The following is a 23,773-nucleotide window of genomic DNA, read 5'->3' on the forward strand; positions in this document are numbered from 1 at the left end:
ATGAGATGACAATTAACCTTTGCCATTTAATCTTAGTGAACGGACCAACGGGTGGCGATGCCGTAAAGTTATGATTTTGTTTGTTTTCTTTGAAATCTTGTTCGGCTCGCCGCAATGGCTTGCTCGTGGGGGAAAGTTCAAGGTTTTGCCTGTTCCAAAAGCGTTTTGATTCTCGTCCATTCCTGCAGATGCTGCTCGATATGAGCAATAAGCAGGTTCACGTCGCCCAGCAATTTGTCTTGGCCGGCAGCTGCTATTTCTTCAAGGGAGGGCAGAGACTCAACCGCAAGAGTATCTGCAGCGGGTAGCGTGGCAAGAAGCTGCTGCAGCCGGACTTCCAATGGCGAGACCGGGCTTGCGGCATGAGCTTGCACATCTGGATGGGCTTCCTGCTGCAGCACAGCCTGCTTCTCCGGTTTCACTTTCTTCTCCGCAGCCGGTTTGGGGTCTGCGGGCTTGGTCCGCTCGGCTTTGTTCAGCTCCCGCACCGACCAGGTTTCCAGCAGCTCATGACCGGTTTTATACAGCAGCTTGTCCTTCGTTGGTGCGGAAATATCCTTATCCTTGAACAAGCGGGCGATCTTCTTCACATCGCTGACAGGAAGCTCGTCTCTTGCGGCAATTAAGGCGAGCGGATCGCGGTGCTCGATCGGCAGGTCTTTGAGCGGAAGGAGTTGATCCTCCGTCAGCTTGTCCTTCCGGATCTGGGTACCGCCCACAACCAGTTTCTTGACGGCTTTGCCGAATTTAAGAAGCTCCACTTTGTTTTTGATATAGGATTCCGGCTTCCCCAGCTTGCTGGAGAGAAATTTGGCCGAGCTGCTGAACTTGGGATCGTGGAGCAGCTTGTTGAAGGCTTCGGCTTCCTCAATCGGCGAGAAGCCTTCCCTTGTCAAATTTTCCGCAATCTGTTCCAGGTAAATCTCCATCTCGTCCGTAACAGTGGAAACAATACAGGGAATAGCAGCCAGATTCAGCGTCTGGCAGGCCTTGTACCTGCGGTTTCCGTAAATGATTTTATATCGTCCGTCATTCGTTGTTCTGACTTTAATCGGGGAGAGCAGCCCAAGCTCCTCAATGCTCCTCATCAGCTCCTGCAGCGCTTCTTCATCAAACTGGTACCGGGGCTGATCGGTATCTTCGTCTATCAAATGTGTGGGAATTTCGATAATGTCCATGAGAGTTCTCCTATCCTTGAATTCAGCCGCCCGCTGATAAAGCTTAAGCAGGGACATAGGTATTATATAACACGCTCCAAGCAATGGGATAGGGCTGCAAGGGCTAGTGCCTGTGCCAAAGACGCTTTGGCTGATTGCCCGGAACGAAAACAAACCGACCCGCGAATTTGTGTATAATGAAGAATAGCATCAAGGAGGTTGAATGAAAGTGACGGAAAACATCGATCATCAAAATAATAAAATAAGAGAAAAATTATTGAAAAAACTGATAGCTGCCGCCTTGAAGGATGGTTTCCAACAATTAAGGATGGATGATATTGCCAAACGGATGGACGTCAGCCGTGCAACGATGTACAAGCACTTTTCATCCAAAGAGGAAGTGCTTGAAGGTGTTGTGGACGTCTATGTGGATTATATAAATTCGCTGGTCATTCAAACAGATGAGGAGGGTACGGAGATTTCATACGGCACACGCTTTCAATTCCTGTTCGAGCAATCCGTTCTGCTCATCAGGCATATCGGGAGTGGATTTCTGAAGGAGCTTCAAGCTATCTATCCGGATTCATACAGCCGTTTGAAAGACGCCATGCAGACGCGTGAGCAGCAGATCGCCGAATTTTATCGGGACGGCATGGCGCGAGGCATCTTTAATCAACTGAATGAGAAATTCATTATACTGCAGGACGATGTGCTGCTGCGGGAAATCATCCATGTGAAATATTTGATGCTCAATCAGGCATCAATCCAGCAGGTGCTTTATGATTACTACCAGTTTAAGAAGATTCAATTATTCAAAGCGGATAAACTGCCGCTCCTTGACGATTCCAGGATCGATCCCATTATCGATCATATCGTTCAAAAGTTTAACCGCGCCCTCTGATTGGCGGGATTCCTCAAGCTTAAATAAATGACTTGCTAAAATCCTCTGCGGGAATCCTCTGCGGGAATCCGGCGGGGATTTTTGCATGTAATCAGCTTCTTCCTCAAAAATATAAGCAATGGATGGTGGAACTTTATACTTTTCTAATAGTTCCAAAGAAAAAACCGCATCATCCCTGAATGGATGATACGGTTTCTGCTTGAAGAGGTTTTAATTAAAATGCTGCAGCAAGCTCGGCTGCTTTGGCGACGCCTTCCGAAACGATCGTTTCAGCGCGGTCAGGGAATTGATTATGGCCTTCAACCACAACCACTTCAGGATCTGTGATGCCCCAGAAAGACAGCGTATTTTTCACATAGTTCAAGGACATTTCAAAGCTGGCCATCGGGCTGTCCGTATAAACGCCGCCGCGAGCTTGAAGCAGCGCGATTTTTTTGCCGCCGAGCAGACCGACAGGTCCTTGTTCGGTGTATTTGAACGCTTTGCCGGCTTGATTCAAGTAGAAGAGGTAAGTCAGCAGCTGAGCCGGAATGGTAAAGTTCCAAAGCGGGAATGCAAATACGACTTTGTCCGCGCCAATAAATTGATCCAGATAAGTGTTGGCCAGATCAGCTGCTTTTTGCTCCTCAGGTGTCGTTTCGAAGCCTTTGGAAAGCTTGAAAAGACCGGTAAGCATATCGTTATCGTAGTAAGGCAGATCGGCTTCGAACAGATTCAATTCGGTAACCAGATCGTCCGGATTGTTTTCTTTGTATGTTTTCAGAAAACTCTCATAAAGTTTAACTGAAACGGCTTGATCAGACGGACGGTTGTTAGCTTTAATGAATAATACATGTGACATTTAAACGCCTCCAGTGATGTAATGTAATCAACTCACATTTATATAGTAACACATAATTGTGTGTTGTCTAGTCTAAAGTTAGGATAAATCATAAGTACAAATTGGATTTTAATATTTTTCATCCTTATAATAGAAATAATAGAATTCAATGCTGGGGGGAAAGCTGATGAAGTCTGTTGCTGTGAAGTGTTTGATAGATTTATTCAAGCTGGAGGTGCTCACTGGGGAGGAGCAGCTGGGGAGGCTCATTACACGCTCAAGAGCGCATCGCCCGGGCCTGGAATTCGTCGGTTATTTTGACTTCTTCCCGATGGAGCATGTTCAGGTGCTGGGCAGGAAGGAAATCAATTATTTGCATAAGCTGACAGAAGAGGAACGGAACCTGCATGTCGGCAATATCGTGAAGTACCATCCACCTTGTTTTATTGTGACCTCAGGCCAGGAGGGCCTGAAATATTTGATGAAATACTGCCAGCAGGAAGGCATTCCGCTGCTGCGCACCGCTGAGCCGACGACCGAATTCATTACCAAGCTGGATGCGTATCTGATTCAGTCCCTGGCGCCGGAAATTGCCATACATGGCGTGTGCGTCAACGTATCGGGTATCGGCATTCTGCTGCGGGGCAAATCGGGCATTGGCAAAAGCGAGACAGCGCATACGCTTATCCACCGCGGCCATCGGCTGGTTGCCGATGATGTAGTCATGCTCAAAAAACTAAGTCCCCATACACTGCTGGGCACCCATAATGAATCCACCAAGGAATTCCTCGCGCTGCGCAGCATCGGCCTGGTTAACGTTGTCCGCCTGTATGGGCGCAAGGCATTCCAGGAACAGTCCCGGATCGTGCTTGATATTGAGCTGACCCAATGGAAGGATCAGGCTCTGAATAATGAGCTCGAGCTTAAGCCCAAATTCTCCGAATATCTCGATGTGCGCATTCCATATATTGAAATTCAGCTGCAGCCCGGCCGGGATGTGGCAAGTCTGATTGAGGCGGCAGCCAACAACTGGTACCTGAAGCAGCAGGGCTACAGCGCCGCGGAAGAATTCATGAAGCGGCTGCAGAGCGAATAACAGCGGTAAATTAATAAAAACTTAACATGACGTCTGTCACTCTGCAATTTCGCCTTCACAATGACTTTGCACTATAATAGAAATTGCGAGATTCGATAACTATTGAAATTGGAGGGATAAGAATGGAGACAAGCTCAGGAATTAAACCCTTAAGGCTGGAGCTGAATGCCGGATTCGTTGTTCATGCGGCCCTCTTGTGGGACGACGAGGAAGCGATCCTTGTGGACACAGGAACACCGGGCAAACTGGACGTGTTCCGCCGGGCGCTTGAGAGCGAATCCGTGCCGCTCGGGAGATTGACCAAGATCATCATCACGCACCAGGACCTCGACCACATCGGAAGTCTGCGGGAGCTGCTGGAGGCCTGCGAGGGCAGGGTGCAGGTATTGGCTCATGAAGCTATTATTCCTTATTTATCAGGAGAAACACCTTTGATTAAAGGCGGAGCATTATTCACGCCTACGAAGGTCGACCGCATTCTCCATGATGGAGAAGTACTCCCTTATGCAGGGGGGATCCGGGTTATTTATACACCCGGTCATTCGCCTGATCATATCAGCTTGTACCATGAACCCAGCAAAACGCTCATCACCGGGGATGCCCTGACCTCGCATGATGGAGTCCTTATGCCGCCGTCGCCGACACATACGCCTGAGTGGGATACAGCGATGGAATCGATTGCCAAGTTTCAGGCTCTTGATATCGATACCGTGATTACGTATCATGGCGGGATTGTTACAAACCGTATACAAGAACGGCTAAAAGAAATTGTGAGCGGGCAAGATGCTGCAATTTAATTTATCGTTATAGGTGGTCAGCCATCATCATCAAGAAGGAATCCGCTGGTTATGGCGGGTTCCTTTTTGCTGTGCCATTCCTTGAATCTTTTTACAGAATTTCTCCGTCATATATAGTAAAAGAAAAGTCAAAAAGGTGAACAGGCCATGTATCGAATTTTTATGGTGGAGGATGACCGCAAAATCGCGAATATTTTGGGTGATCATCTTGAAAAATACGGTCATCAAGTCGTAAAGGCGGCATCGTTTCGCGATGTTAAGAACGAATTTATGACAAGCGGTCCGGATCTTGTTCTGCTGGATATCAATTTGCCCTATTATGACGGTTACTACTGGTGCCGGCAAATTCGTTCCATCTCCAATGTGCCGATCATATTGTGGATGGTTTTGCACCCTTTCTGTAAAATTCGGGCTACAAAGGCGAACGCTAACGCTTCTCCAGAATATTTCCGCCTGCTTTGCATGTATTCACCGTACTTTTAGGGCTGGGAGGAATAAAGAATGGCTGTGTTAGAAGCGCGTGCATTGACGAAAATATATGGCGCCAGGAATGGGAATGTTACGTACAAGGCATTGGAGAATTTCGATCTTCGCATCGAGGCGGGTGAATTTGTCGGGGTGATGGGACCTTCCGGAAGCGGGAAAACGACGCTGCTTAATTTGCTGGCGACCATCGACGCTCCAACCTCCGGCAGCATTGAAATCAACGGAACCGATCCAAGCCGGCTGAAGAACGACAAGCTTGCGCTGTTCCGCCGCCGTCAGCTAGGATTTATTTTCCAGGATTTCAATCTGCTTGATACGCTTTCAATCAAAGAGAATATCATTCTTCCGCTCGTTCTGGAGAATATCAGCAATCCGGAAATCGACAGAAGGGTTAATGAAATAGCTTCGCTGCTTCATATCAACCACATTCTGGACAAGCGTACCTACGAGGTGTCATGAAAGAGTATCGCAGTATCTGGACGGCAAACAGCTGAGCGCTCTGACGCTGTTTATCGGTATTTTTATCAGCTTCCTGCTTCCTGTTCTTTATCGCTTCCGGAAGCATGATTTATTTCAAGCTGTTCACGGAGCTGCAGGAGGATCAGGCGCAGTACAAATCGCTAAGGCGGATCGGGATGACCATACAAGGAATTGCGGAAAATTACCTCCTTGCAAATCGGCATCATTTTCTTCGTACCGTTCGCCGTTGGTGTCATTCATGCTTCCTTTGCCTATGTGATATTGGGGAATGTAATGGCAGTCAGCGTCTGGCAGTACGGAATGGTCGTCATCGGGATCGTCTTCCTCATGCAGCTCATTTATTTTCTGCTCACGAGAAGAGCGTATATGAACAAAATTACGAGCATCCAGTAAGCAATCCTGCGAAATGATACGAAAGACCATAAAACGCACAATATGGCATCAACCTGTCAAAAAGCAGGATTCTTAAGGAGTGGAAAATACGTTATACTAGAGTCAATGTAGAGGGAAACGAGGCATTGGCTCAAGATGAATTCAACACATCCACGATCTTCAAGGCAGCGCATCTGGATCGCGGCAGCCGTAATCGGCGGGTTGATCCTGCTGTTTGCGGTTATTTTCATGCTGCTCCTGCATCGGCTGCAATCCGACGGTTCACGCTCGACCGTATCCCATCCGGCCGCAAATTATGAGTATATGACAACAAAAGCGTCCAACGGCATCGAGCTTGATATCCTGAAAAGCCGTCCCTCGAACGTAACCCTGGAACGTATTGACCAGAATGTTACCCTGTCCGACTATTATGGCATTAACGGCGGATTTTTCTTCGAAGGCGATTTGCTGAGTATTGCGATGGTCGATGGATTCCCGGTAGCAGGCGCAGAGGAAGAGTATGGATCAGGTTATGAAAATGTCAAATACCCCCGCGGCACGCTTGCCTGGGATGGGGCCAAGGACGAGCTGAGCGTGCAGATCGTGGCTGAAGCGTCGGAGCTGAAGGTAACCGACCCCAACCGCTTCTGGGCGCAAGGCGGGATCAGCATGAGCATTGGTCACGATGACATCTGGCGGCAGCAGGCCGATCAAGAGAATGCGCCCTTCCCCGATGATAAGCGGCTGAGGTCGGCTATGGTGTATGACAGCAAAGGGATGATCTATCTCGTGGTCAGCGGGATGGAAGGAACATTATCGGATTTCCGGGACGCTATTCTGGAAACCGTCGGCGACGGGCAGCTGGTGGACGGCATTTTCGTCGACGGGGATGGATCCTCCCAGCTGCAGGCCGCCGAAGCGGTGCTGCCCGGCGATAACCGGCCGGTGATGCAGATGGTGCGTTTGATTAATTAGAAATTCTTGCCTTGCGTTTACAACAACTCCCGGCTTCTGGAAGGATACTGGAAGAGATACTCGTTGAGCTATACCGGCATCCATTGTACAATAAGAAGCATAATCATCCTATTCAGGGAGTTGTTGAGATGCCTAGCGAGAACGTCCTTTGGGAAGGGAAGCCATTTAATTTCGGGATTCCGAGCTTTACGAAGTATACGATCACAGACCGCAGAATTATCGTGGAGAGAGGAATGCTCACCAAGAAACGCGAGGAAATTCAGCTGTACCGGATTCGCGATGTTTCCTTGAAGCGGAATTTGTTTGAGCGAATGATGAAATTAGGCGATATTACCATTCTTTCCACGGACACAAGCTCTCCTACGTATACGTTGCGGAATATTAAAGACAGCATCAAGGTGATGGATACGTTGGGCCTCGCTGCCGAGAATGCCCGAATCAAGAACCAGACGCATGAGCTTACGGAAATTCAGGTCTGATCCGGTTTTTAGATGTATTATATTGCAGGGAGATGGAGCTGCCGGCTAAAGGTGAGCTTCTTTTTTTGTATGCTATCATGTGGATTATCTATCATAATCATAGAAACAATAATATTGATGAATCATTATCGCTTCCAGTATGCTTTAGAAGCGGCAACATGATAATGAGGGGGACAACTAAATGACGACAAGGATAGCGGATATAATCATTCCCGACAGCAAGCTGGCTTTGGAGGCGGCTGAGCTTCTGAGAGAACATGGTGATTCTCTGCTGTGGAATCACTCGCATCGCGTCTATCTGTTCGGTGCTCTCCAAGGCGAGCAAGCGCAATGGAAGTACGATGCCGAACTGCTTTATATCAGCGCGTTATTTCATGATTTGGGTCTGACGAAAACCTACAGCAGTCCGGATAAACGATTTGAAGTGGATGGCGCCAACGCCGCACGCAGCTTTTTGCAGCAGCATGGCGTTCCGGATGAATCCGTTCGTCTGGTATGGGATGCCATTGCCCTGCATACGACAATCGGGGTTGCCCAGTACAAGGAGCCAGAGGTTGCCATGATTTATTCCGGTGTAGGCTACGATGTCATGGGAGAAAACTATGAGGGCATCTCTGAAGAGGTGCGCGAGCAGGTGGTATCCGCATTCCCGCGCGGCGATTTCAAGAACAAGATCCTGCATGCATTCCTGGAGGGCTTCAGACATAAGCCGGAAACCACATTCGGCAATATCAAAGCCGATGTATGCGAGCTCCTGCTTCCCGGTTACAAGCGGACAAGCTTCTGCGATTGCGTGCTTCATTCGCCCTGGAAGGAATAGCCCCAGAAAAGAATCAGCAGGACAAAAATCAGACAATCCCCGGTATCGGGGGTTGTTTTCCTGTATAGTGGGGATAGTTATTTTTTTGTACGGCAAACTGGATTGAGGGGCGAAGATATGGAAATCAGGCAGCTGGAGTATTTTGCAGCGATATGCCAGGAAAAGCATTTTACGCGGGCCGCGGAGAAATTAAATGTGACCCAGCCTACGCTCAGCCATCAAATCAAAGCGCTGGAGGATGAACTGGGAGTTCCTTTGTTCGACCGGATCGGCAAGAAGATTGCCATTACGGAAGCGGGACAGCTGCTGCTGAAGCACTGCGGACAAGTCTTCAACAGTCTAAGCAGCGCACGCGAAGAGATCAGCGAGCTGCAAAAGATCAAGCGGGGCAGCCTTGCTGTAGGCGCGCTGCCGGGCGAGCTGAGCCAGCTTGTCTCATCGCTGCTGCTGGATTATCATCGGAGCCATCCCCATATTCTGGTCAAGGTTGTCAGCTCGGATGATGTGGCGGAGCGTATTCTTCGAAGCGAGCTTGATTTGGCGATTACGATCCTTCCTGTCGAAGATGAGCGGATCACCGAGATTCCTTTGTACGACGAAGAGTTATGTCTGGTTGTTTCCGGCGGCCATCCGCTGGCTGCAAGGGATGAGGCTGATATGGACGAAATCAGGGATTTGCCCTTTATCTTGTTTCCGCAAAATTACCGCTGCCGGGAGCAGATGGATCTGGCTTGCCGCGCGGAGGGGATCCATATAACGCCGGTTATCGAGACGGATTCAGCCATGTCCATTATCAATCTGGTAGAGGAGCAGGCGGGAATCTCGATTCTTTCCAGGACGCTTCTGAATCTGGCCCATAATGATAAAATCAAAATTTTGAAATTGAATGCCCCCGCCTTACACAGAAAAATTGGCGTCATTCATCACCGGGACAGGTATACCGGGTTTGCGGCACGCGAGTTTATAGAGCTTTTGCACCGTGGTGCTGAGGTTTCAAGTCTTCCCGACCGCACGATACCAACATCAACAAAGCTTTAAAATGTCTTCCGGCGGTTTTACAACTCTGTTTTTGTATGCCAGTACTGTTATTCATAACAGTGTCGGCAGGATTTCTAAGCCCCGGGAATGACCATGGCCAGGTAGTTGGTGATCAACGCTGCATCTTCGCTCTTGCATCGGTGACGTTTATCTGTACGGTAAAGGTCTGGCAGATGGGGGACAAGAGTTAGGGAAACGGGCGGGTTGCAAGGAAGCATCATTCGCCCCTTTGATTTAGCTTAAATTCGAATTTCTTTAGATCTTGCTGCACCGCAGAGCAGAGATTGAACGATGAACGGGAAGGGTCACTCCATGGAGAGACCCTTCCCGTCTTGGCATGCAGATGCACGGATAATCAAGCTTCGACGCAGATTGAGAGCCGCTATATAAATGATAATTACCGCTGCGTGCCGCAGCTCTATTTTGTCATTCTGGTCGTAATGAGCATATGAAACGGTCATAGCCGAGATCCGTCAATATGAATCTCATAAAAATAAAAATCTCGCGAAGGAACCTGTCAAATAACGTGTTTTGGGCTTTTTCGCCAGGAGCAGCTTCAACTCCAGCAAACCGTTGATGCCTGCTGGAAGGCGATAAAATTCTGAAGCTGGACAGCCTTGTCTTCAGCATGTGAGGCAGCTTATTTGCGTTTCCTTCTCCTCTTATCGAAAAATTCAAACAATAGCCATGAAAAGGGCACAGTTTAGCCCTAATTGGCCGCATACACAGGGATGATTCTAAAGTAATGTAGGAGTAGAAGGAAGTATTGGCGCGTAAGCAGCAAAAAATGCTTTAGGAGGTTTTTCGTATGATTATTGAAAATGCGGGCATTAAAGGAATTGTCAATGATCTTGCTTATCTGGACGAAGTAACGACGAAGCTTGGTTTCGTTCGTTGGCAGTGGGAATATACACGGGCTACATATGATTTGAAAATAGAAGAAAAATCCGATGGCGAGGATTATTTTCTCCGCTTCAATGCCAGAGCCATTGAGGGCAAGCTGGAATCTCCTTATGCGGTGCTGCAGCTGGGAGACGCCTATATTGGCAGAGCCACTTTCCCGCATGGCCTGGATTATGAATCGCCGATTCCGGAGCCCGTCCTGAGGGTGTCCCGGCGCAAATTGTCGGAGCTGCAAAGTCTGCTGAGCCACTCTGAAGGCGTGAAGGAAATTATGACCAGAGACTGCGTCACGGTGCCGGTCCATGCGAGCCTGCATGATGCCGCCCTGCTGATGAAAGAACGCAATATCGGATTTCTTCCGGTCATTGGCGAGGGCAAGGAACTGGCAGGCGTCATTACAGACCGCGATCTGGTTATCCGCGGCTATGCGGATCATCAGGACGAGTCGGTGACGGTCGGCGAGATCGTCAGCAAGGATATCACAACAATATTGCCAAGCGCGACGATAGAGGAAGCGGCCAGGATTATGGCAAAAGAGCAGGTCCGCCGCCTTCCCGTAGTGGACAATGGACGGCTGCTCGGCATCGTAGCGCTGGGGGATATTGCCTCGCGTAAAATCCTGGCCCACGAGGCCGGAGAAGCACTGGGTCAAATCTCGCTGCCGGAGCAGGCCTGATTCATCATTCATGTAGAAATCGTGAAGCCCCCGGGATCAACTTGATCTCGGGGGCTTTTTATAGGTATGATTACGTTGAACCATAAGTAGGATGGAGGAATATAAAACAATGGAAATTATATTTCATGGACACTCTTGTGTACAGCTTGTAACGGAAGGCAAGTCGCTGCTGATTGATCCTTTCCTGAGCGGCAACCCGCTCACAACTATCAAGCCGGAAGAGATCAAGACCGACGCTATTCTGCTCACGCATGCGCATGGCGATCATATTCTGGATGCGGAGCCGATTGCCCGCAATAACGACGCTCCGGTCGTTGCCATTGTAGAGCTTGCGACCTATATGTCCTGGAAAGGCGTCAAAACCGTCGGCATGAACATGGGCGGAACGTTCGATCTTGGCTTCGCGCAGGCCAAAATGATACAGGCCTTCCACAGCTCGGGTATCGTGCTGGAGGACGAGCAGCGGATCATGTACGCAGGGATGCCGGCGGGTTATATTATCCGTGCCGAAGGACTGACGATTCTTCATGCTGGCGATACATCATTATTTGGCGATATGAAGATGATCGGCGAGCGTTATAAGATCGATGTCGCTTTTGTTCCAATCGGCGGCCATTTCACAATGGACCCGGAAGATGCTCTGCAGGCAGCAAAGTGGTACGGCGCCAAGCTGACCATACCTGTTCATTACGACACTTTCCCGCCTATCCGCCAGGACGGGAGCGCGTTCGTCAAGGCTCTGGAGGAACAAGGCTTGAGAGGCCAGGTGCTCGCACCGGGCGACCGGATCGAACTCCACGCACAGAATTAAGCGGCCCCCGAGAGGCGCTGCCGGTTTACAAGAGAGAAAGCCCTCAGGATCTTTGGATCCTGAGGGCTTTTTCCTTCCAGCTTTGAAGGAGCTGTTTTTGGAAACCGTAAACGATAAACGAAAGAAAAATAGTGATTTCTCATTTACAAACCGATGGTCGGTATATATAATAACAATATAATATGATTCGATTAAGGATGGTGAATGGAAGCATGGCGCCGCTTATTGGTCTTATGGGTTCTTTTCTTGTTTTTCGGATAATCGGGTGGTTAGGATGGGAATATGTGAATGATTGGGGGATTGCGCTCCGCTTTGGGGTGGCAGTGATGTTTCTGCTGACTGCCTCGGGGCACTGGGGAAAGCTTCGCAGGGAGCTGATTGCCATGGTTCCTTCAAGGCTGCCCCGCCCTGCATTCGTGGTTACGCTGACCGGATGGCTGGAAGTTGCCGGAGCCATAGGGATGGTCATACCCGCGACGGCAGCCATTGCTGCGGCCGCTCTTGCGCTCATGCTGCTGGCTATGTTTCCGGCTAACGTATACGCAGCCAATCACAAGCTCACGCTTGGCGGCAAGCCGGTATTTTCGCTGATGCCGCGTACGGTACTGCAAATTATTTTCCTGGCTGCCGTCATACTGGCCGGGTGGCTTCCGCTGCAGGCTGTGACAACCTGACAATAGAAAGGACGGATTCAAGGATGAAACAGGAAGACCGGCGTGAACAGACCAAGCGGCTGCTGCTGGAGACAACGGAGGAGCTGATTCTGGAACAAGGCTGCAGCAAAACGACCCTAAACGATATTATGCAGCGCTCCGGGCTTTCCAAAGGAGCCATATTTCATTATGTATCGGGAAAAGACGAATTGTTTGCCCAAGTACTCGAAGCAAAGCTTGAACAGAAGAACGAGAATTTCATGAAAGCTGCAGGTACGAAGGAATTCGATGGACCGATGAATACCATTTCAAGCGGATTTGCGCAACTGGAGAACCGCAATAACGCGGCCAATCTCATTCTGATGTATTTAATCGGCAAAAGCGACCGGCCGGAGGTTTCCCAAATCGTCGGCAAATTTTATACCCGGGCGGTGGCAACCTCCAAAAGCTGGATAGTAACAGGCCAGAACGCCGGAGTTATTCCTGCTGGCCTTGATCCGGATCAAACGGCCGAGCTGTTTGAGCTGATTACTTTTGGACTGCGGGTGCGGAGCTTCTTTGGGGCCGCGGATTCCGCTTTTGGCGCGAAAGAATATGCCGGGTTTATATCCGGGATTCTGCAGCCCGGACGCAAGAAGGAGGACTGACAAGCCATGAAGCTTCTATTATTCATGCATCTTATCGGCTGCGTGCTGTTTCTGGGCAATATTATAACAGCGGCATTTTGGAAGGTCCGGGCCGATGTGAAGGGCGATGCGGCTATGATTCACCAGACGGCGAAGAATGTGATGCTGGCCGATTATGCTTTTACGCTGCCAGGACTTGTGCTGATCGTGGTATCCGGCATCATGATGGCTGTGAAGTCAGATTACGCAATGTGGGGGATGAGCTGGCTGACAGCCTCGTTGATTTTGTTCGTTATCACGGGCATTCTGTGGGCCGCGGTGCTGCTGCCGCTTCAGAGGGGAATGATCAGGCTCAGCGCGGAAGCGGTCAGCGGCTGCGGTGTTTCGCAAGCATACCGGAGAATGTCCGCGTATTGGGCGGTATTTGGCACATTGGCGACGCTTGCGCCCGTTGTGATTTTGTTTTTAATGATCAGCAAGCCTTTTTAAAAGCAGCCGCTAGCCTTTTGGGTATCATTTGATCAGCCGCGTATCATAATAGAGCCGATCGGAGTGACGGTTTTCGTTTCTCAAGCAGATCGATCTGCTCAAATAGGGTATGATAAAGCTCTGGAGCTTTTTACATATCTGGACAGGAGTGTGGCTGGTATGGAATATCGTTATCTTGGGGCAAGCGGAGTGAAGGTCTCCGTTCTGGGACTGGGCACGAATTCATTTGGTACAAGAGCGGACAGAGAGGCATCCATGGGAATTATTCATCATGCCCTGGACAATGGAATTAATTTTATCGATACCGCGAATATCTACACCAAATCCGAATCCGAGAAAATAATCGGTGAGGCGCTGGAGGGGCACCGGCACCAGGTCGTACTGGCAACCAAAGCCGGGCTTGTAAAGGGTGACGGCCCCAATGAAAGAGGCTCATCCCGTCATCATTTGATGATGGAGCTGGAAGCAAGCCTGAAACGGCTGAAGACCGATTATATTGACCTTTACCAAATCCACACATTTGATCCCAATACGCCGCTTGAAGAAACGCTGCGGGCTTTGGACGATATGGTGCGTGCAGGGAAGGTCCGTTATATCGGGGCTTCCAATTATGCCGCCTGGGAGCTGATGAAGGCGATTGGCATCTCGGAGAAGTCGGGACTCAACCGTTTTGTATCCAATCAGGTCAGTTATTCCCTGGCGGATCGCATTCCTGAGAATGAGCTTGTCCCGATGTGCCTCGATCAAGGCGTGGGCATCATCCCTTATTTCCCGCTGGCGGGGGGCATTCTGACAGGCAAATATAATTCACCGGAAGCGGCGCCGGAAGGCTCGCGGGCGGATAAGGATCCCAATTTCAAAAGATATCTCGGCGGCGACAAGATCCGTTTGGGGCAGGAGGTCGCACGATTGGCGGAGGCCCACGGGTACAGCCCCGGAGTGCTGTCGATCGCCTGGCTGATCCGCAGGCCTGCAGTCTCAACCGTTATTGTCGGGGCCACTAAAGCCGGGCAGGTTACCGAGAATCTGGCAAGTGTTCCGCTTGCCATCGGTGCGGAGCTTGCGGCAGAACTGGACGAGCTCAGCCGTTCATTCCGTTTCGGCGAGCCCTTTGCTCTCTTCCGCCTGCCATCCTAGCGCCCTTACATTATTTTGGCATATGTTCTATAATAATTGATGATGCGACATTGTTCATGCAAGGTATTCTTGTGCTTGAATCCGTTGGACAAGCCGTGAGCAGACAAAAATACTGGAGGTTAGGGAAATGAAATTCTTTATTGACAGTGCAAATATCGAGGATATCAAGAAAGCATACAAAATTGGAGTTTTGTCCGGAGTTACGACCAATCCGTCCCTGGTTGCCAAGGAAGGCATCAAATTCGAAGACCGTATTGCTGAAATTTTGCAGCTTGTGCCTGAGGTTGAATCTGTTTCCGCAGAAGTAACGCCAGACGCGGTCACTGCTGAAGATATGAAAGCCGAAGCCGATGAGCTGATCAAAATAAATGGCGGCGACAAGAACGTCACCATCAAAGTCCCTATGACCCTCGCAGGCCTGGAAACTTGCCGCTACCTCGCCAAAAAAGGCGTCAAAGTCAATGTAACGCTGATCTTCACCGTGAACCAGGCGCTGCTCGCCGCCCGTGCAGGCGCAGCTTATGTTTCTCCGTTCCTGGGCCGCCTGGACGATATTTCGGAAGACGGCGTCCTGCTGGTCGCGAAAATCGCCGAGCTGTTCCGCGTGCATAATCTGGATGCGCAAATCATCGCCGCTTCCGTCCGCCACCCGGATCACGTGACCCGCGTAGCGATGGCTGGCGCGCATATTGCGACTATCCCATACAGCGTCATCGAGCAGCTGACGAAACATCCTTTGACAGACCAAGGCATCGAGAAATTCGCTGGCGACTGGGTGAAGGCTGTCAAGAACTAAAACCCCCGGTTACAGCTTGGCAATCGTACGGAGCCTGAACCTTCCTGCCAGAAGGTTTGGGCTTTTTTGACCTTTGCCGCTTATGGATTAATGGATGGTATTGGGGTGTACGGTTCACTTCAGCCGGAAACGGGGATGAATAGTTCAATGATGAAAGGAGGGATTATCCGATGACAGTAAATGAAATGTATCTGGTTACTGCAGCAGAAATGAGGGAAATAGACCGGCATGCCATTGAAGCGACCGGCCTGCCTGCAATGGTCCTGATGGAGAATGCCGGGCGGGCGATTGCGGAGGAAGCGGTGGAATTTGCACGCAAGCGGGGCCAGGAATGCGGCCGGAATGGACAAGGCAGCGGGTTCCGCTGGCTGATTCTTGCCGGCAAAGGGAACAACGGCGGGGACGGGCTTGTCTGTGCAAGACATCTGGCTGAGATGGGATATGAAGTTGGTATTGTTTACGCGGTGCATCCTGATGAGTTGAGGGCTGAAGCGGCGCTGCAACGGGATATTGTACGGAAGCTCGGCTTGACGGAACTTCCGGAAGCCGTGAATGAAGACGGTTCCTGGGAAATTTCCTGGCGCAGCTGGGACGGCATTATTGATGCCTTGCTGGGAACAGGGACGACAGGCGAGCCCCGCGAACCGTACGCTTCGCTCATTCGGGCGGCAAATTCCAGCGGACTGCCCATTATATCGGCAGATATCCCAAGCGGGCTGGATGCGGATACCGGAGCGGTATCCGATGCTTGCGTGAAGGCGGATCTTACAGTGGCGCTTGCATATAGCAAGCGCGGTCTGCTGCTGCACCCGGGAGCCGAAGCAGCCGGCAGGGTTGTGGTTCGTTCTATCGGCATCACGGAGGATCTGGCCAAGTTTATTGGCGTAAAGACATATGTGCTTGATACCTCCGGGTTGACCCGCAAGTTAAATCTGCAATTTCCCCAAAACAGGCCGCAGGATTCCCATAAAGGCACTTATGGTCATGTGCTGGTTCTGGCCGGCTCCGCTGCAATGAGCGGCGCGGGCGTATTGTGCACGAAAGCCGCATTAAGAGGCGGCAGCGGGCTGGTCAGCTGGGCGCTGCCGGGGCGTCTGGCACCGGAAATGATAGGAGTGCTGCCGGAGGCGATGCTCCTTGGTCTTGACGATGGCGGGAGCGGCCAATGGGGAACAGCGCATATACCGGAACTGCTCGCAGCTGCCAAGGGAAAGCAGGCGGTCGTGATCGGGCCGGGTCTCGGCAGATGGGAGGGCGACGCGAAATGGCTTCAGGAGCTGTGGGAAGGCATCGAAGCGCCGATGGTTATCGATGCCGATGCGCTCAATATGTGGGCCGATTACAGGAAGCTCGCAAACGAAAGGTCACAGGATCTGTCTGTTGAAGCAAATGACAGTGTGCAGGCTCCGGCTGCCTGGCAGCGGCGGGAAGCAGCGACGATTATTACGCCGCATCCCGGCGAAATGGCGCGGCTGTGCGGGTTAAGCACGCCGGAGGTGCAGCGTGACCGGATCGGGATTGCGCGCAGATTTGCCAGGGAGCAGGATGTGATCGTTGTGCTTAAAGGGGCTCGCACAGTGGTGGCGGCTCCTGATGGGGATGTCTATGTCAATACGACGGGGAATCCGGGGATGTCTACCGGGGGTTCGGGGGATGTGCTTGCAGGTATAATCGGCAGCCTGCTCGCCCAAGGTCTGGATGCGATTCAGGCCGCTGCCCTCGGGGTTTACTGGCACGGTATGGCGGGAGATCGGGCTGCTGCATCCAGATGGTCCAATGCTTCGCTTATTGCGGGCGATATTATTGATGCTTTGTAAGCCGGGTTTCACATGCAGATATGAAGCTAGGCTGCAGCGATGTTTGCACTCCCCGTCACAGGGAGCTCAATAACGTCCAAACTCACTGCTTATGCCAAATCATGTCGCAAAATAAGCATGGCGGGCTGCCTGCGGGCAGTCCGCCATGCTTATTTGCTATTCTTTTGGAGATTGATGCGGCAGCTGCAGCCATATAATTGGAGAGTCATACCGCTTACATTTTCCAAATCGGGGGTCCCTTCATCAAGTAGTTGCAGATTGCCTGAGTGATGGCGAGCAAGCCGAAATTGATCAGCAGGAAGTACCACTCATCCCACCAGACGAGGCTCCGCTGGATTCCCGCTGCCTTCAGAGCCATTTCCACACCCATGATACACAGCAGGGCGAACAGGTATTTCACCCACGTATGCTTCCAGTATCGGGTTACAACCATCACCGTGAAAAGACTGATACTAATACAATAGACCGTTCCGAAGGCTGATATATCATGGGACGGATTCTGGAACCAGCCAGGCTCATAAACCCGGTTCGAGAAGGCCATAATAGGAACAATATTCAAAGTATCGGAAATCGCCAACGCAATCAGAAAAAGCAAAAGTCCGAGAACAAATCCGCTCAGAGGGCGGAACATGCTATGATATAACCATTTGGCAAAGGGGAAATAAAGCAGAAGACCAATAGCCGTATAGCCCAGCCGCCACCAGTTATCGGCGTAGATATGAAGCTCCCGGAACAACCACTCGATTCCGACAAACATCCCGGTAAACACCAGTATCCAGATCCAGCCCAGCTGAAAAGACGACAGGAATACGGCAATGATCGGCAGGGACAGGGCGTTTGAGGCTTTAGCGCCTAAATTGCTGTCGAAATAAGCATTATCTTCAATGAATTTCGGATAATACTGATAGCTTCCCAGAAATGTATAGATAATGGTCTCAATCATATATCCAAAGCCGATCATGGCTATGAACAGCAGCACGCTTCGCACTTCTCTTTTTTTGATAAAGATATAGAGGAGAAGAGCCGCGCTTAGAATCGCCAAACCCAGGTACCAATAAGAATTTGCGCTCATAAACATATCTCCATAATCTTGTTTTACTTACCAGTATCGTACTTCTTCCTGTTTTTATACCTTTATCCATACCTGGAGCAAGCCGCCCTGCCTGTGATGACTGTCATATATGCGGGAAAAATGAATAGGAATAGATAGAGTTAGCGGCATGTCCAGCCTCTCTTAAAACACGGGGAAGGCATGCAAATAAGCAGGAGGGAACTGATGCTGGTGATGGAGCAGGCAACTCCGGTTATTGCGATATTGGGGATCGGTACGGCCGTCCCGGACTATAAAATGGATCAAAATGACGTTTCGCAGCGGCTGTCCGATGCGCTCCGGGATCATTCCGATTCCAGACGCTGGGCCAAACGGATTTTTAAGCAGTGCGCTGTGGAAACACGCTATACCTGCGAGCCGAATTTGCTGCAGGATGCAGATAGCTGCCGTTATTTTCCGCATAATTCCACTGTTGAAGCGCCATCTACCGCCCAGCGGATGCAAATATACAAGCGGGAGTCGGTTCCTCTTGGTATGAAAGCCGCAAGGGCTGCCCTTCAGGATAGTGGTATAGCGCCGTCTGAGGTAACCCACCTGATTACAGTCAGCTGCACGGGACAGTTTCTTCCGGGTATGGATGCGGCGATAACCAAGCAGTTGGGACTCAGCTCTACTGTCAACCGGATTCCGCTCAATTTTCTGGGCTGCGCAGCCGGATTGAAAGCTATTTGCCTCGCGAGGCAGCTTGCTGCTGGAGATCCAGCGGCACATATATTAATCGTCAGCGTCGAGCTGTGTACGCTGCATATCCAGCCCTCCAGCAAGAGGGAAGCGCTTTACGCGGCTTCATTCTTTGGCGATGGAGCGTCCGCATGTATTGTCGGTCCGCCTCGTGCCGCCCACAAGGGGTTGTTCCAGCTGGGAGAGGAACTTTCCGCCTTGCTGCCGGACTCGTCCGAAGAAATGGTCTGGGAGGTTGGCGTTCACGGCTTCGATCTGTATTTGTCCACGGCGATCCCCAGACTGATCGGACAAGTCATTCCAGCGGAAGTGAAACGCCTGCTGCCGGATGACGTTATGCCTGAATTATGGGCGATCCATCCCGGAGGCCGGGGAATTGTCGATGCCCTGCAGGAGGCATTCGAGCTTACAGATGAGCAGACGGCGCCAAGCCGGACCGTGCTTCGCGATTACGGGAACGTATCCTCTGCAACCCTGTTGTTCGTGCTGGACGAGATGAGGCGGACGCTGGAAGCAGCCGGTTCAAGCCGGGTAAGCGGGCTTGCGATGGCATTCGGACCAGGGCTTACGGTGGAAATAATCCAATTCACCTACCTGCCGGCCACCATTATTGAAAAGCAGCCTGTTGTGAGTTCAAGTGTTTAAAGGATTGAGGCAGCGCGCCGCCGAGCCGGAACTGATGGATGACTTCGCAAGAGGCGGGCCGGAGCTGCGCGAGGCGCTGCGGCATTTGCGCCGCTTGAACCGGATCTTCGCGGCTGCAGCGCCTACACTCCTCGGAGTCAGACAATTATGGGAGGAAGCGGGAAGGCCTGCCTCCTTGTCCATTCTGGATGCGGGCTCCGGCTCGGGAGATGTGAACGCCCATCTTCTGAATTGGGCGGACAGGAACAAGATTGCCATGACCGTCACTTTGGTTGATCTTACGGAGGAAGCCTGTGTGGAAGCCAGAATACTCTTCCGGAACGAACCGCGGGTCAAGGTGATCCGGAAGGATTTGTTTGCCCTGCAGGAAGGTATTGCGGACGTGGTAACGGGAACGCAGTTTGTTCACCACTTTCCGGAGGACGAGCTCCCCGGGGTGGTCGAAAGGCTGCTTGACGTGTCGCGGCTCGGAGTTGTGATCAATGACATTCACCGCCATTTTATACCTTGGTCGGCGGTATGGCTTACGGCGCGGCTGATTTCCAAAAACCCGTATATCAGGCATGATGGACCATTATCGGTGGCAAAAGGCTTCCGCTCATCTGATTGGAGAAAGCTTCAACTCGCTCTTGAAAATCCCCATATGACCTATTCCTGGCGGCCTTTATTCCGATATGCCGTTGTCATTCAAAAGACAAGCCCTAACCGATCCTTCCATAGGAGTTGGAAAGAATGATGTATGACGCCATTGTGCTGGGTGCGGGAATTGCCGGAAGCAGCATGGCCCTGTCGCTGGCCGGGCAGGGCTGGAACACGCTGCTGGTTGACCGGCATTCGTTTCCCCGCCATAAAGTGTGCGGCGAATTTCTCTCTCCGGAATCCCAGAGCATGCTGAAGGCGCTGGGCCTGCAGGAAGCGCTGGATCAAATCGGTCCTTGCTTAATCACCCGGACGCGTCTGATCTTCAATCGCGGGAAGCAGCTGGAAATCCCGCTGCCCGGAACGGCGCTTGGAATAAGCCGCTATCGGCTGGACTCCGAGCTTCACCGCGGGGCGCTGCGGGCCGGTGTCCAGGTGCAGACGGACACAACCGTGACCTCCGTCTATACAAGCGGATCGGGATACCTCGTTGAGGCCATGCAGAGCAAGCGAAGGGTCGCCTATCAGGCGCGGATTGTCATTGCCGCATGGGGCGCTAATCCGCGCGCGGGTCTTCCCGGCAGCAGTCAGCCCGAGCGTTCCTTAAAGGACAGGTATATGGGGGTGAAGTCCCATTTTTCGGGAATCGGGAAGGAGCCGGTTGTCGAGCTGTATTTTTTCCCTGGCGGGTATCTGGGAATCTCGCCGGTCGAGGACGGCTATGTCAATGCAGCCGCTCTTCTGCGGCAGGGAACATTCGGGCATACAGAAGACAAATCCGTTCTCGGAATGATCCATGCCGCAGCCGGCAGAAATTCACGGCTGTCCGGGCGTCTGGCCGATGCTGTTCCGGCTGCGGGCACGCAAGCGGCTGTCGCGCCGGTCAATCTGAAGCGGGAGCTGCTGGCCTGGAATGTTGTTCCCCAGGTGGGCGACGCAACGGTCATGATTCCGCCATTATGCGGCGACGGCATGTCAATGGCTTTGCGGTCGGCAGAGCTGTGCGCACCTCTTGCTGGCGGCTATCTGCGCGGGAAAATTTCTCTCCAGGAGTGGGAGCATCTCTACACACAATCGGTTCGTCGCGAGTTCCGGCGTCCTCTGCGATGGGGAAGACGGCTTCAATGGATGTTCGGCGTCCCTGTGCTGCCCCGGTTGGTATTGGGCGCAGCGCAATTTACGCCCCGGCTGGCATTCGGCATGGTTCAGGCAACGAGATTGAACGATCATTCGTAGAAATACATCCGTTAGGAGCATGGTTATGGGCTTCCATCTGCTTGCGGTGATGTCGCTTCGCCATCCGAAAATAATCCTTCTCCTCTGGGTGGTCTTCCTGGCCTTTTTTGGGTTCTTTGCTTCCCGGCTGCCTGGTGTTCTGCAGGATCACGGCCTATCTCCGGCAGGAGCCAATGAACAGGTCAAGCGGACTCTCGCAGCTGACTTTCATATCCCCGAGGAGCCTGTTATTCTCGTATTCGAGAAGAGAGCATCGGTATCTCCGGAAGTATTCAGACGCTTCATTGAGCGGACGATGCGGCAGCTTCAAGCTGCAGAAGGAGTGAGTCAAGCATGGTCCCCGCTTGAGGGAGCCGGAAGAATGAGGGGGAATTATGCCTACGCGCTTCTATCTTCCGATATCGGGATCGGCGATCGGGCCTCCGTTCTGGAGGATTTGCGCAGCAGGCTGCCGGTTGACCGGGATATGGCCGTTGGCATAACCGGGAAAGCGGCGGTGCAAGCCGATGTCAATCAGGCAAGCGAGCATGATATGCGGCAGGCGGAGACAATCGGAATCCCTGCCGCCTTTATCATTTTATTGCTCGCATTCGGTGGTATCGCAGCGGCCGTCATCCCTGTGATGGTTGGATTAACGGTGGTTGCAGGCTCTATGGGGATCATGTACATGGCCGGAACCCAGATCGGACTGTCGAACTTTGTCCTGAACGTAATCCCGATGGTGGGACTTGCCCTCAGTATCGATTTTGCCTTGATGCTGGTCAGCCGTTTCCGGGAAGAGCTGACGAGCGGCGCGGTAGTGGAACAAGCGATGATCACAACAATGAAAAGCGCAGGGAGAGCAATCTTGTATTCCGCTCTAAGCGTGTTTTTTGGACTGCTCGGGATCTTGTTTATCCCGCTGCCTATTTTTACGACTGTCGCTATCGGGGCCATGACGGTGCTTGTTGTGTCGGCGCTGGCCGCACTAACGCTGGTTCCGGCACTGCTGGCCATGCTGTGGCCTGCGATTCAGGTGAAGCGGAGCTCTGCACGGACAATCCGCAGGACCCCTATCTGGCATGCATGGTCATCCCTTATCATGAACAGACCACGCCGGTCTGCTCTGCTGGCGTTATTCCTTCTGGGCATCTGTATTCTGCCTGTTGCAGGTATGAAGCTGGCGGTCCCGGATGCCGGTTCCCTGCCTCCTGACTATAAGTCCCGCATGGCCTTCGATGTTTATCAAGCCGAGTTTGTTTCCCCTTCCGTTTCCACTGTCTATATCGTGGACGGGGAGGAGCGGCAGGAGCAGAACAACCGGAATCCGATCGATGCCGGCCCGCTCACCCTCGCACTGAAAACCGATCCCCGTGTGCTGCGGGTGGATGAACTCAGGGGTGAATATCCGTCGCTTCAAGTGATGCTCGCCGGAGAGCCTTCTTCACGTGAAGTGATGTCCTGGCTCAGGGAATGGGAGCGGCGGGGGGCTGCATCAGCAAGCCCCTTCCTGTTGGGAGGAGAAGCCAAATATCAGCAGGAGGTATACGATGCGGTCTTTGACCATATCCATCAGGTTCTGGCATTTATCTTTGTTTCCAATTTTGCCGTGCTGTTCCTCGCATTCCGCTCCGTTCTGATTCCCCTCAAGACGATTCTGATGAATTTTATGAGCATTGGCGCTTCATTCGGCATTCTCGTCTGGGTCTTCCAGGGAGGATTCTTCGGTATTGCTCCGGGCAGCATTGCGATCATGATTCCTGTTTTTATATTCGGACTGGCTTTTGGCATCAGCATGGATTATGGAGTATTTCTGGTATCGCGGATTTATGAGATCCATCGGCAAACAGGCGATAATGAGTACTCGGTTAGATGGGGACTTGTCTCAACAGGCAGAATTATTACTTCGGCTGCCGCAATCATGGTTGCAGTCACTGCTCCATTTGCTTTCGGAGAGGTTGCCGGTGTGCGGCAGCTGGGTGTTGGCATTGCAGCGGCTGTTCTTGTCGACGCGACGGTAATTCGCCTGATACTGGTGCCCTCCCTTATGAATTGGCTTGGCAAATGGAACTGGTGGGCGCCCCGTTGGCTGAAATAATGGTATTGCCGTGCCCTTATTCAGAGGCGCTGTTTTGATTGATTTAGCCAAAAGA

At 51.6% G+C, this 23,773-nt stretch carries 23 protein-coding genes and 3 pseudogenes; 23 read left to right on the forward strand and 3 right to left on the reverse strand.

The window, feature by feature from the left end:
- Positions 1-137: 137 nt before the first annotated feature.
- Entirely contained in the window at positions 138-1,178 is a 1,041-nt protein-coding gene (locus AC0YNV_RS03300; RefSeq protein WP_475765791.1) for a ParB/RepB/Spo0J family partition protein, read from the reverse strand.
- 202 nt (positions 1,179-1,380) lie between these two features.
- On the opposite strand from AC0YNV_RS03300, the gene AC0YNV_RS03305 reads away from it, so the two are divergent.
- Positions 1,381-2,058, forward strand: a complete 678-nt coding sequence (locus tag AC0YNV_RS03305; protein WP_475765793.1) for a TetR/AcrR family transcriptional regulator — start codon at positions 1,381-1,383, stop codon at positions 2,056-2,058.
- Between the two features lie 214 nt (positions 2,059-2,272).
- On the opposite strand, the gene AC0YNV_RS03310 is transcribed toward AC0YNV_RS03305, so the two are convergent.
- Entirely contained in the window at positions 2,273-2,899 is a 627-nt protein-coding gene (locus AC0YNV_RS03310; protein WP_475765795.1) for an FMN-dependent NADH-azoreductase, read from the reverse strand.
- Positions 2,900-3,065: 166 nt separating this feature from the next.
- Between AC0YNV_RS03310 and hprK the strand changes: the two genes are divergently transcribed.
- The 18 genes and pseudogenes from hprK (at position 3,066) to AC0YNV_RS03400 (ending at position 17,329) form a co-directional block, all read left to right on the forward strand.
- On the forward strand, positions 3,066-3,974 hold the full coding sequence (gene hprK, locus AC0YNV_RS03315) for an HPr(Ser) kinase/phosphatase (RefSeq protein ID WP_475765797.1): 909 nt from the start codon (positions 3,066-3,068) through the stop codon (positions 3,972-3,974).
- A gap of 122 nt (positions 3,975-4,096) precedes the next feature.
- Positions 4,097-4,771, forward strand: coding sequence for an MBL fold metallo-hydrolase (locus tag AC0YNV_RS03320; RefSeq protein WP_475765799.1), 675 nt, complete (start codon positions 4,097-4,099; stop codon positions 4,769-4,771).
- Between the two features lie 147 nt (positions 4,772-4,918).
- Positions 4,919-5,146: pseudogene (locus AC0YNV_RS03325) on the forward strand (response regulator); the annotation flags it as partial.
- Between the two features lie 126 nt (positions 5,147-5,272).
- Positions 5,273-5,713 (forward strand): annotated as a pseudogene (locus AC0YNV_RS03330) (ABC transporter ATP-binding protein); the annotation flags it as partial.
- Positions 5,714-5,908: 195 nt separating this feature from the next.
- A complete protein-coding gene (locus AC0YNV_RS03335) occupies positions 5,909-6,130 on the forward strand; it encodes a hypothetical protein (protein ID WP_475765800.1) in 222 nt (73 codons plus the stop codon).
- Between the two features lie 135 nt (positions 6,131-6,265).
- Positions 6,266-7,084: a hypothetical protein gene (locus tag AC0YNV_RS03340; protein ID WP_475765802.1), complete on the forward strand. Its 819-nt coding sequence runs from the start codon at positions 6,266-6,268 to the stop codon at positions 7,082-7,084.
- 128 nt (positions 7,085-7,212) lie between these two features.
- Positions 7,213-7,563, forward strand: coding sequence for a PH domain-containing protein (locus tag AC0YNV_RS03345; RefSeq protein ID WP_210039369.1), 351 nt, complete (start codon positions 7,213-7,215; stop codon positions 7,561-7,563).
- A 181-nt stretch (positions 7,564-7,744) separates the two neighbouring features.
- The gene (locus AC0YNV_RS03350) at positions 7,745-8,383 is read left to right on the forward strand and encodes an HD domain-containing protein (protein ID WP_475765804.1); all 639 of its coding nucleotides are present in this window, start codon (positions 7,745-7,747) and stop codon (positions 8,381-8,383) included.
- Between the two features lie 117 nt (positions 8,384-8,500).
- Complete coding sequence (locus tag AC0YNV_RS03355) at positions 8,501-9,421, forward strand: LysR family transcriptional regulator (RefSeq protein ID WP_475765806.1); 921 nt, start codon at positions 8,501-8,503, stop codon at positions 9,419-9,421.
- A gap of 808 nt (positions 9,422-10,229) precedes the next feature.
- Positions 10,230-10,571, forward strand: a pseudogene (locus AC0YNV_RS03360) (YugN family protein); the annotation flags it as partial.
- Positions 10,572-10,595: 24 nt separating this feature from the next.
- Positions 10,596-11,000 (forward strand): CBS domain-containing protein, encoded by a 405-nt coding sequence (locus AC0YNV_RS03365; protein WP_210039638.1) that lies wholly within the window; start codon positions 10,596-10,598, stop codon positions 10,998-11,000.
- 109 nt (positions 11,001-11,109) lie between these two features.
- The gene (locus AC0YNV_RS03370) at positions 11,110-11,811 is read left to right on the forward strand and encodes a metal-dependent hydrolase (RefSeq protein WP_475765808.1); all 702 of its coding nucleotides are present in this window, start codon (positions 11,110-11,112) and stop codon (positions 11,809-11,811) included.
- 284 nt (positions 11,812-12,095) lie between these two features.
- Positions 12,096-12,485 (forward strand): DoxX family protein, encoded by a 390-nt coding sequence (locus AC0YNV_RS03375; RefSeq protein ID WP_475765810.1) that lies wholly within the window; start codon positions 12,096-12,098, stop codon positions 12,483-12,485.
- Positions 12,486-12,508: 23 nt separating this feature from the next.
- Positions 12,509-13,111, forward strand: a complete 603-nt coding sequence (locus AC0YNV_RS03380; protein WP_475765812.1) for a TetR/AcrR family transcriptional regulator — start codon at positions 12,509-12,511, stop codon at positions 13,109-13,111.
- Between the two features lie 6 nt (positions 13,112-13,117).
- Entirely contained in the window at positions 13,118-13,579 is a 462-nt protein-coding gene (locus AC0YNV_RS03385) for a DUF2269 family protein (RefSeq protein WP_475765813.1), read from the forward strand.
- 159 nt (positions 13,580-13,738) lie between these two features.
- Complete coding sequence (locus tag AC0YNV_RS03390) at positions 13,739-14,716, forward strand: aldo/keto reductase (RefSeq protein WP_475765815.1); 978 nt, start codon at positions 13,739-13,741, stop codon at positions 14,714-14,716.
- Positions 14,717-14,843: 127 nt separating this feature from the next.
- Complete coding sequence (fsa, locus tag AC0YNV_RS03395) at positions 14,844-15,512, forward strand: fructose-6-phosphate aldolase (RefSeq protein WP_475765817.1); 669 nt, start codon at positions 14,844-14,846, stop codon at positions 15,510-15,512.
- Between the two features lie 185 nt (positions 15,513-15,697).
- Entirely contained in the window at positions 15,698-17,329 is a 1,632-nt protein-coding gene (locus AC0YNV_RS03400; protein ID WP_475767279.1) for an NAD(P)H-hydrate dehydratase, read from the forward strand.
- A 214-nt stretch (positions 17,330-17,543) separates the two neighbouring features.
- Here the strand turns inward: AC0YNV_RS03400 and AC0YNV_RS03405 are convergent, their stop codons facing one another.
- A complete protein-coding gene (locus AC0YNV_RS03405; protein ID WP_475765819.1) occupies positions 17,544-18,401 on the reverse strand; it encodes a hypothetical protein in 858 nt (285 codons plus the stop codon).
- Positions 18,402-18,614: 213 nt separating this feature from the next.
- On the opposite strand from AC0YNV_RS03405, the gene AC0YNV_RS03410 reads away from it, so the two are divergent.
- The 4 genes from AC0YNV_RS03410 to AC0YNV_RS03425 are packed head-to-tail and all read left to right on the forward strand — an operon-like array spanning position 18,615 to position 23,718.
- Positions 18,615-19,766, forward strand: a complete 1,152-nt coding sequence (locus AC0YNV_RS03410) for a type III polyketide synthase (protein ID WP_475767281.1) — start codon at positions 18,615-18,617, stop codon at positions 19,764-19,766.
- Positions 19,759-20,502: a methyltransferase domain-containing protein gene (locus AC0YNV_RS03415; RefSeq protein ID WP_475765822.1), complete on the forward strand. Its 744-nt coding sequence runs from the start codon at positions 19,759-19,761 to the stop codon at positions 20,500-20,502. The genes AC0YNV_RS03410 and AC0YNV_RS03415 overlap by 8 nt, the downstream gene beginning before the upstream one ends.
- Positions 20,499-21,641, forward strand: a complete 1,143-nt coding sequence (locus AC0YNV_RS03420; protein WP_475765824.1) for an NAD(P)/FAD-dependent oxidoreductase — start codon at positions 20,499-20,501, stop codon at positions 21,639-21,641. Before AC0YNV_RS03415 ends, AC0YNV_RS03420 begins: the two co-directional genes overlap by 4 nt.
- Before the next feature lie 25 nt (positions 21,642-21,666).
- Complete coding sequence (locus AC0YNV_RS03425; protein ID WP_475765825.1) at positions 21,667-23,718, forward strand: MMPL family transporter; 2,052 nt, start codon at positions 21,667-21,669, stop codon at positions 23,716-23,718.
- Positions 23,719-23,773: the final 55 nt, after the last annotated feature.

The organism is Paenibacillus sp. JT31N11, assembly GCF_056269285.1.

Bases quoted from the DNA above. Each gene is read 5' to 3' on its own strand.
- AC0YNV_RS03410 (WP_475767281.1), top strand. From the start codon at position 18,615: ATGGAGCAGGCAACTCCGGTTATTGCGATATTGGGGATCGGTACGGCC.
- AC0YNV_RS03390 (WP_475765815.1), top strand. From the start codon at position 13,739: ATGGAATATCGTTATCTTGGGGCAAGCGGAGTGAAGGTCTCCGTTCTG.
- AC0YNV_RS03400 (WP_475767279.1), top strand. From the start codon at position 15,698: ATGTATCTGGTTACTGCAGCAGAAATGAGGGAAATAGACCGGCATGCC.
- AC0YNV_RS03300 (WP_475765791.1), bottom strand. From the start codon at position 1,178: ATGGACATTATCGAAATTCCCACACATTTGATAGACGAAGATACCGAT.
- hprK (WP_475765797.1), top strand. From the start codon at position 3,066: ATGAAGTCTGTTGCTGTGAAGTGTTTGATAGATTTATTCAAGCTGGAG.
- AC0YNV_RS03320 (WP_475765799.1), top strand. From the start codon at position 4,097: ATGGAGACAAGCTCAGGAATTAAACCCTTAAGGCTGGAGCTGAATGCC.
- AC0YNV_RS03365 (WP_210039638.1), top strand. From the start codon at position 10,596: ATGACCAGAGACTGCGTCACGGTGCCGGTCCATGCGAGCCTGCATGAT.
- AC0YNV_RS03370 (WP_475765808.1), top strand. From the start codon at position 11,110: ATGGAAATTATATTTCATGGACACTCTTGTGTACAGCTTGTAACGGAA.
- AC0YNV_RS03355 (WP_475765806.1), top strand. From the start codon at position 8,501: ATGGAAATCAGGCAGCTGGAGTATTTTGCAGCGATATGCCAGGAAAAG.
- AC0YNV_RS03305 (WP_475765793.1), top strand. From the start codon at position 1,381: ATGAAAGTGACGGAAAACATCGATCATCAAAATAATAAAATAAGAGAA.
- AC0YNV_RS03405 (WP_475765819.1), bottom strand. From the start codon at position 18,401: ATGAGCGCAAATTCTTATTGGTACCTGGGTTTGGCGATTCTAAGCGCG.
- AC0YNV_RS03350 (WP_475765804.1), top strand. From the start codon at position 7,745: ATGACGACAAGGATAGCGGATATAATCATTCCCGACAGCAAGCTGGCT.
- fsa (WP_475765817.1), top strand. From the start codon at position 14,844: ATGAAATTCTTTATTGACAGTGCAAATATCGAGGATATCAAGAAAGCA.
- AC0YNV_RS03380 (WP_475765812.1), top strand. From the start codon at position 12,509: ATGAAACAGGAAGACCGGCGTGAACAGACCAAGCGGCTGCTGCTGGAG.
- AC0YNV_RS03425 (WP_475765825.1), top strand. From the start codon at position 21,667: ATGGGCTTCCATCTGCTTGCGGTGATGTCGCTTCGCCATCCGAAAATA.
- AC0YNV_RS03310 (WP_475765795.1), bottom strand. From the start codon at position 2,899: ATGTCACATGTATTATTCATTAAAGCTAACAACCGTCCGTCTGATCAA.
- AC0YNV_RS03420 (WP_475765824.1), top strand. From the start codon at position 20,499: ATGATGTATGACGCCATTGTGCTGGGTGCGGGAATTGCCGGAAGCAGC.
- AC0YNV_RS03340 (WP_475765802.1), top strand. From the start codon at position 6,266: ATGAATTCAACACATCCACGATCTTCAAGGCAGCGCATCTGGATCGCG.
- AC0YNV_RS03385 (WP_475765813.1), top strand. From the start codon at position 13,118: ATGAAGCTTCTATTATTCATGCATCTTATCGGCTGCGTGCTGTTTCTG.
- AC0YNV_RS03345 (WP_210039369.1), top strand. From the start codon at position 7,213: ATGCCTAGCGAGAACGTCCTTTGGGAAGGGAAGCCATTTAATTTCGGG.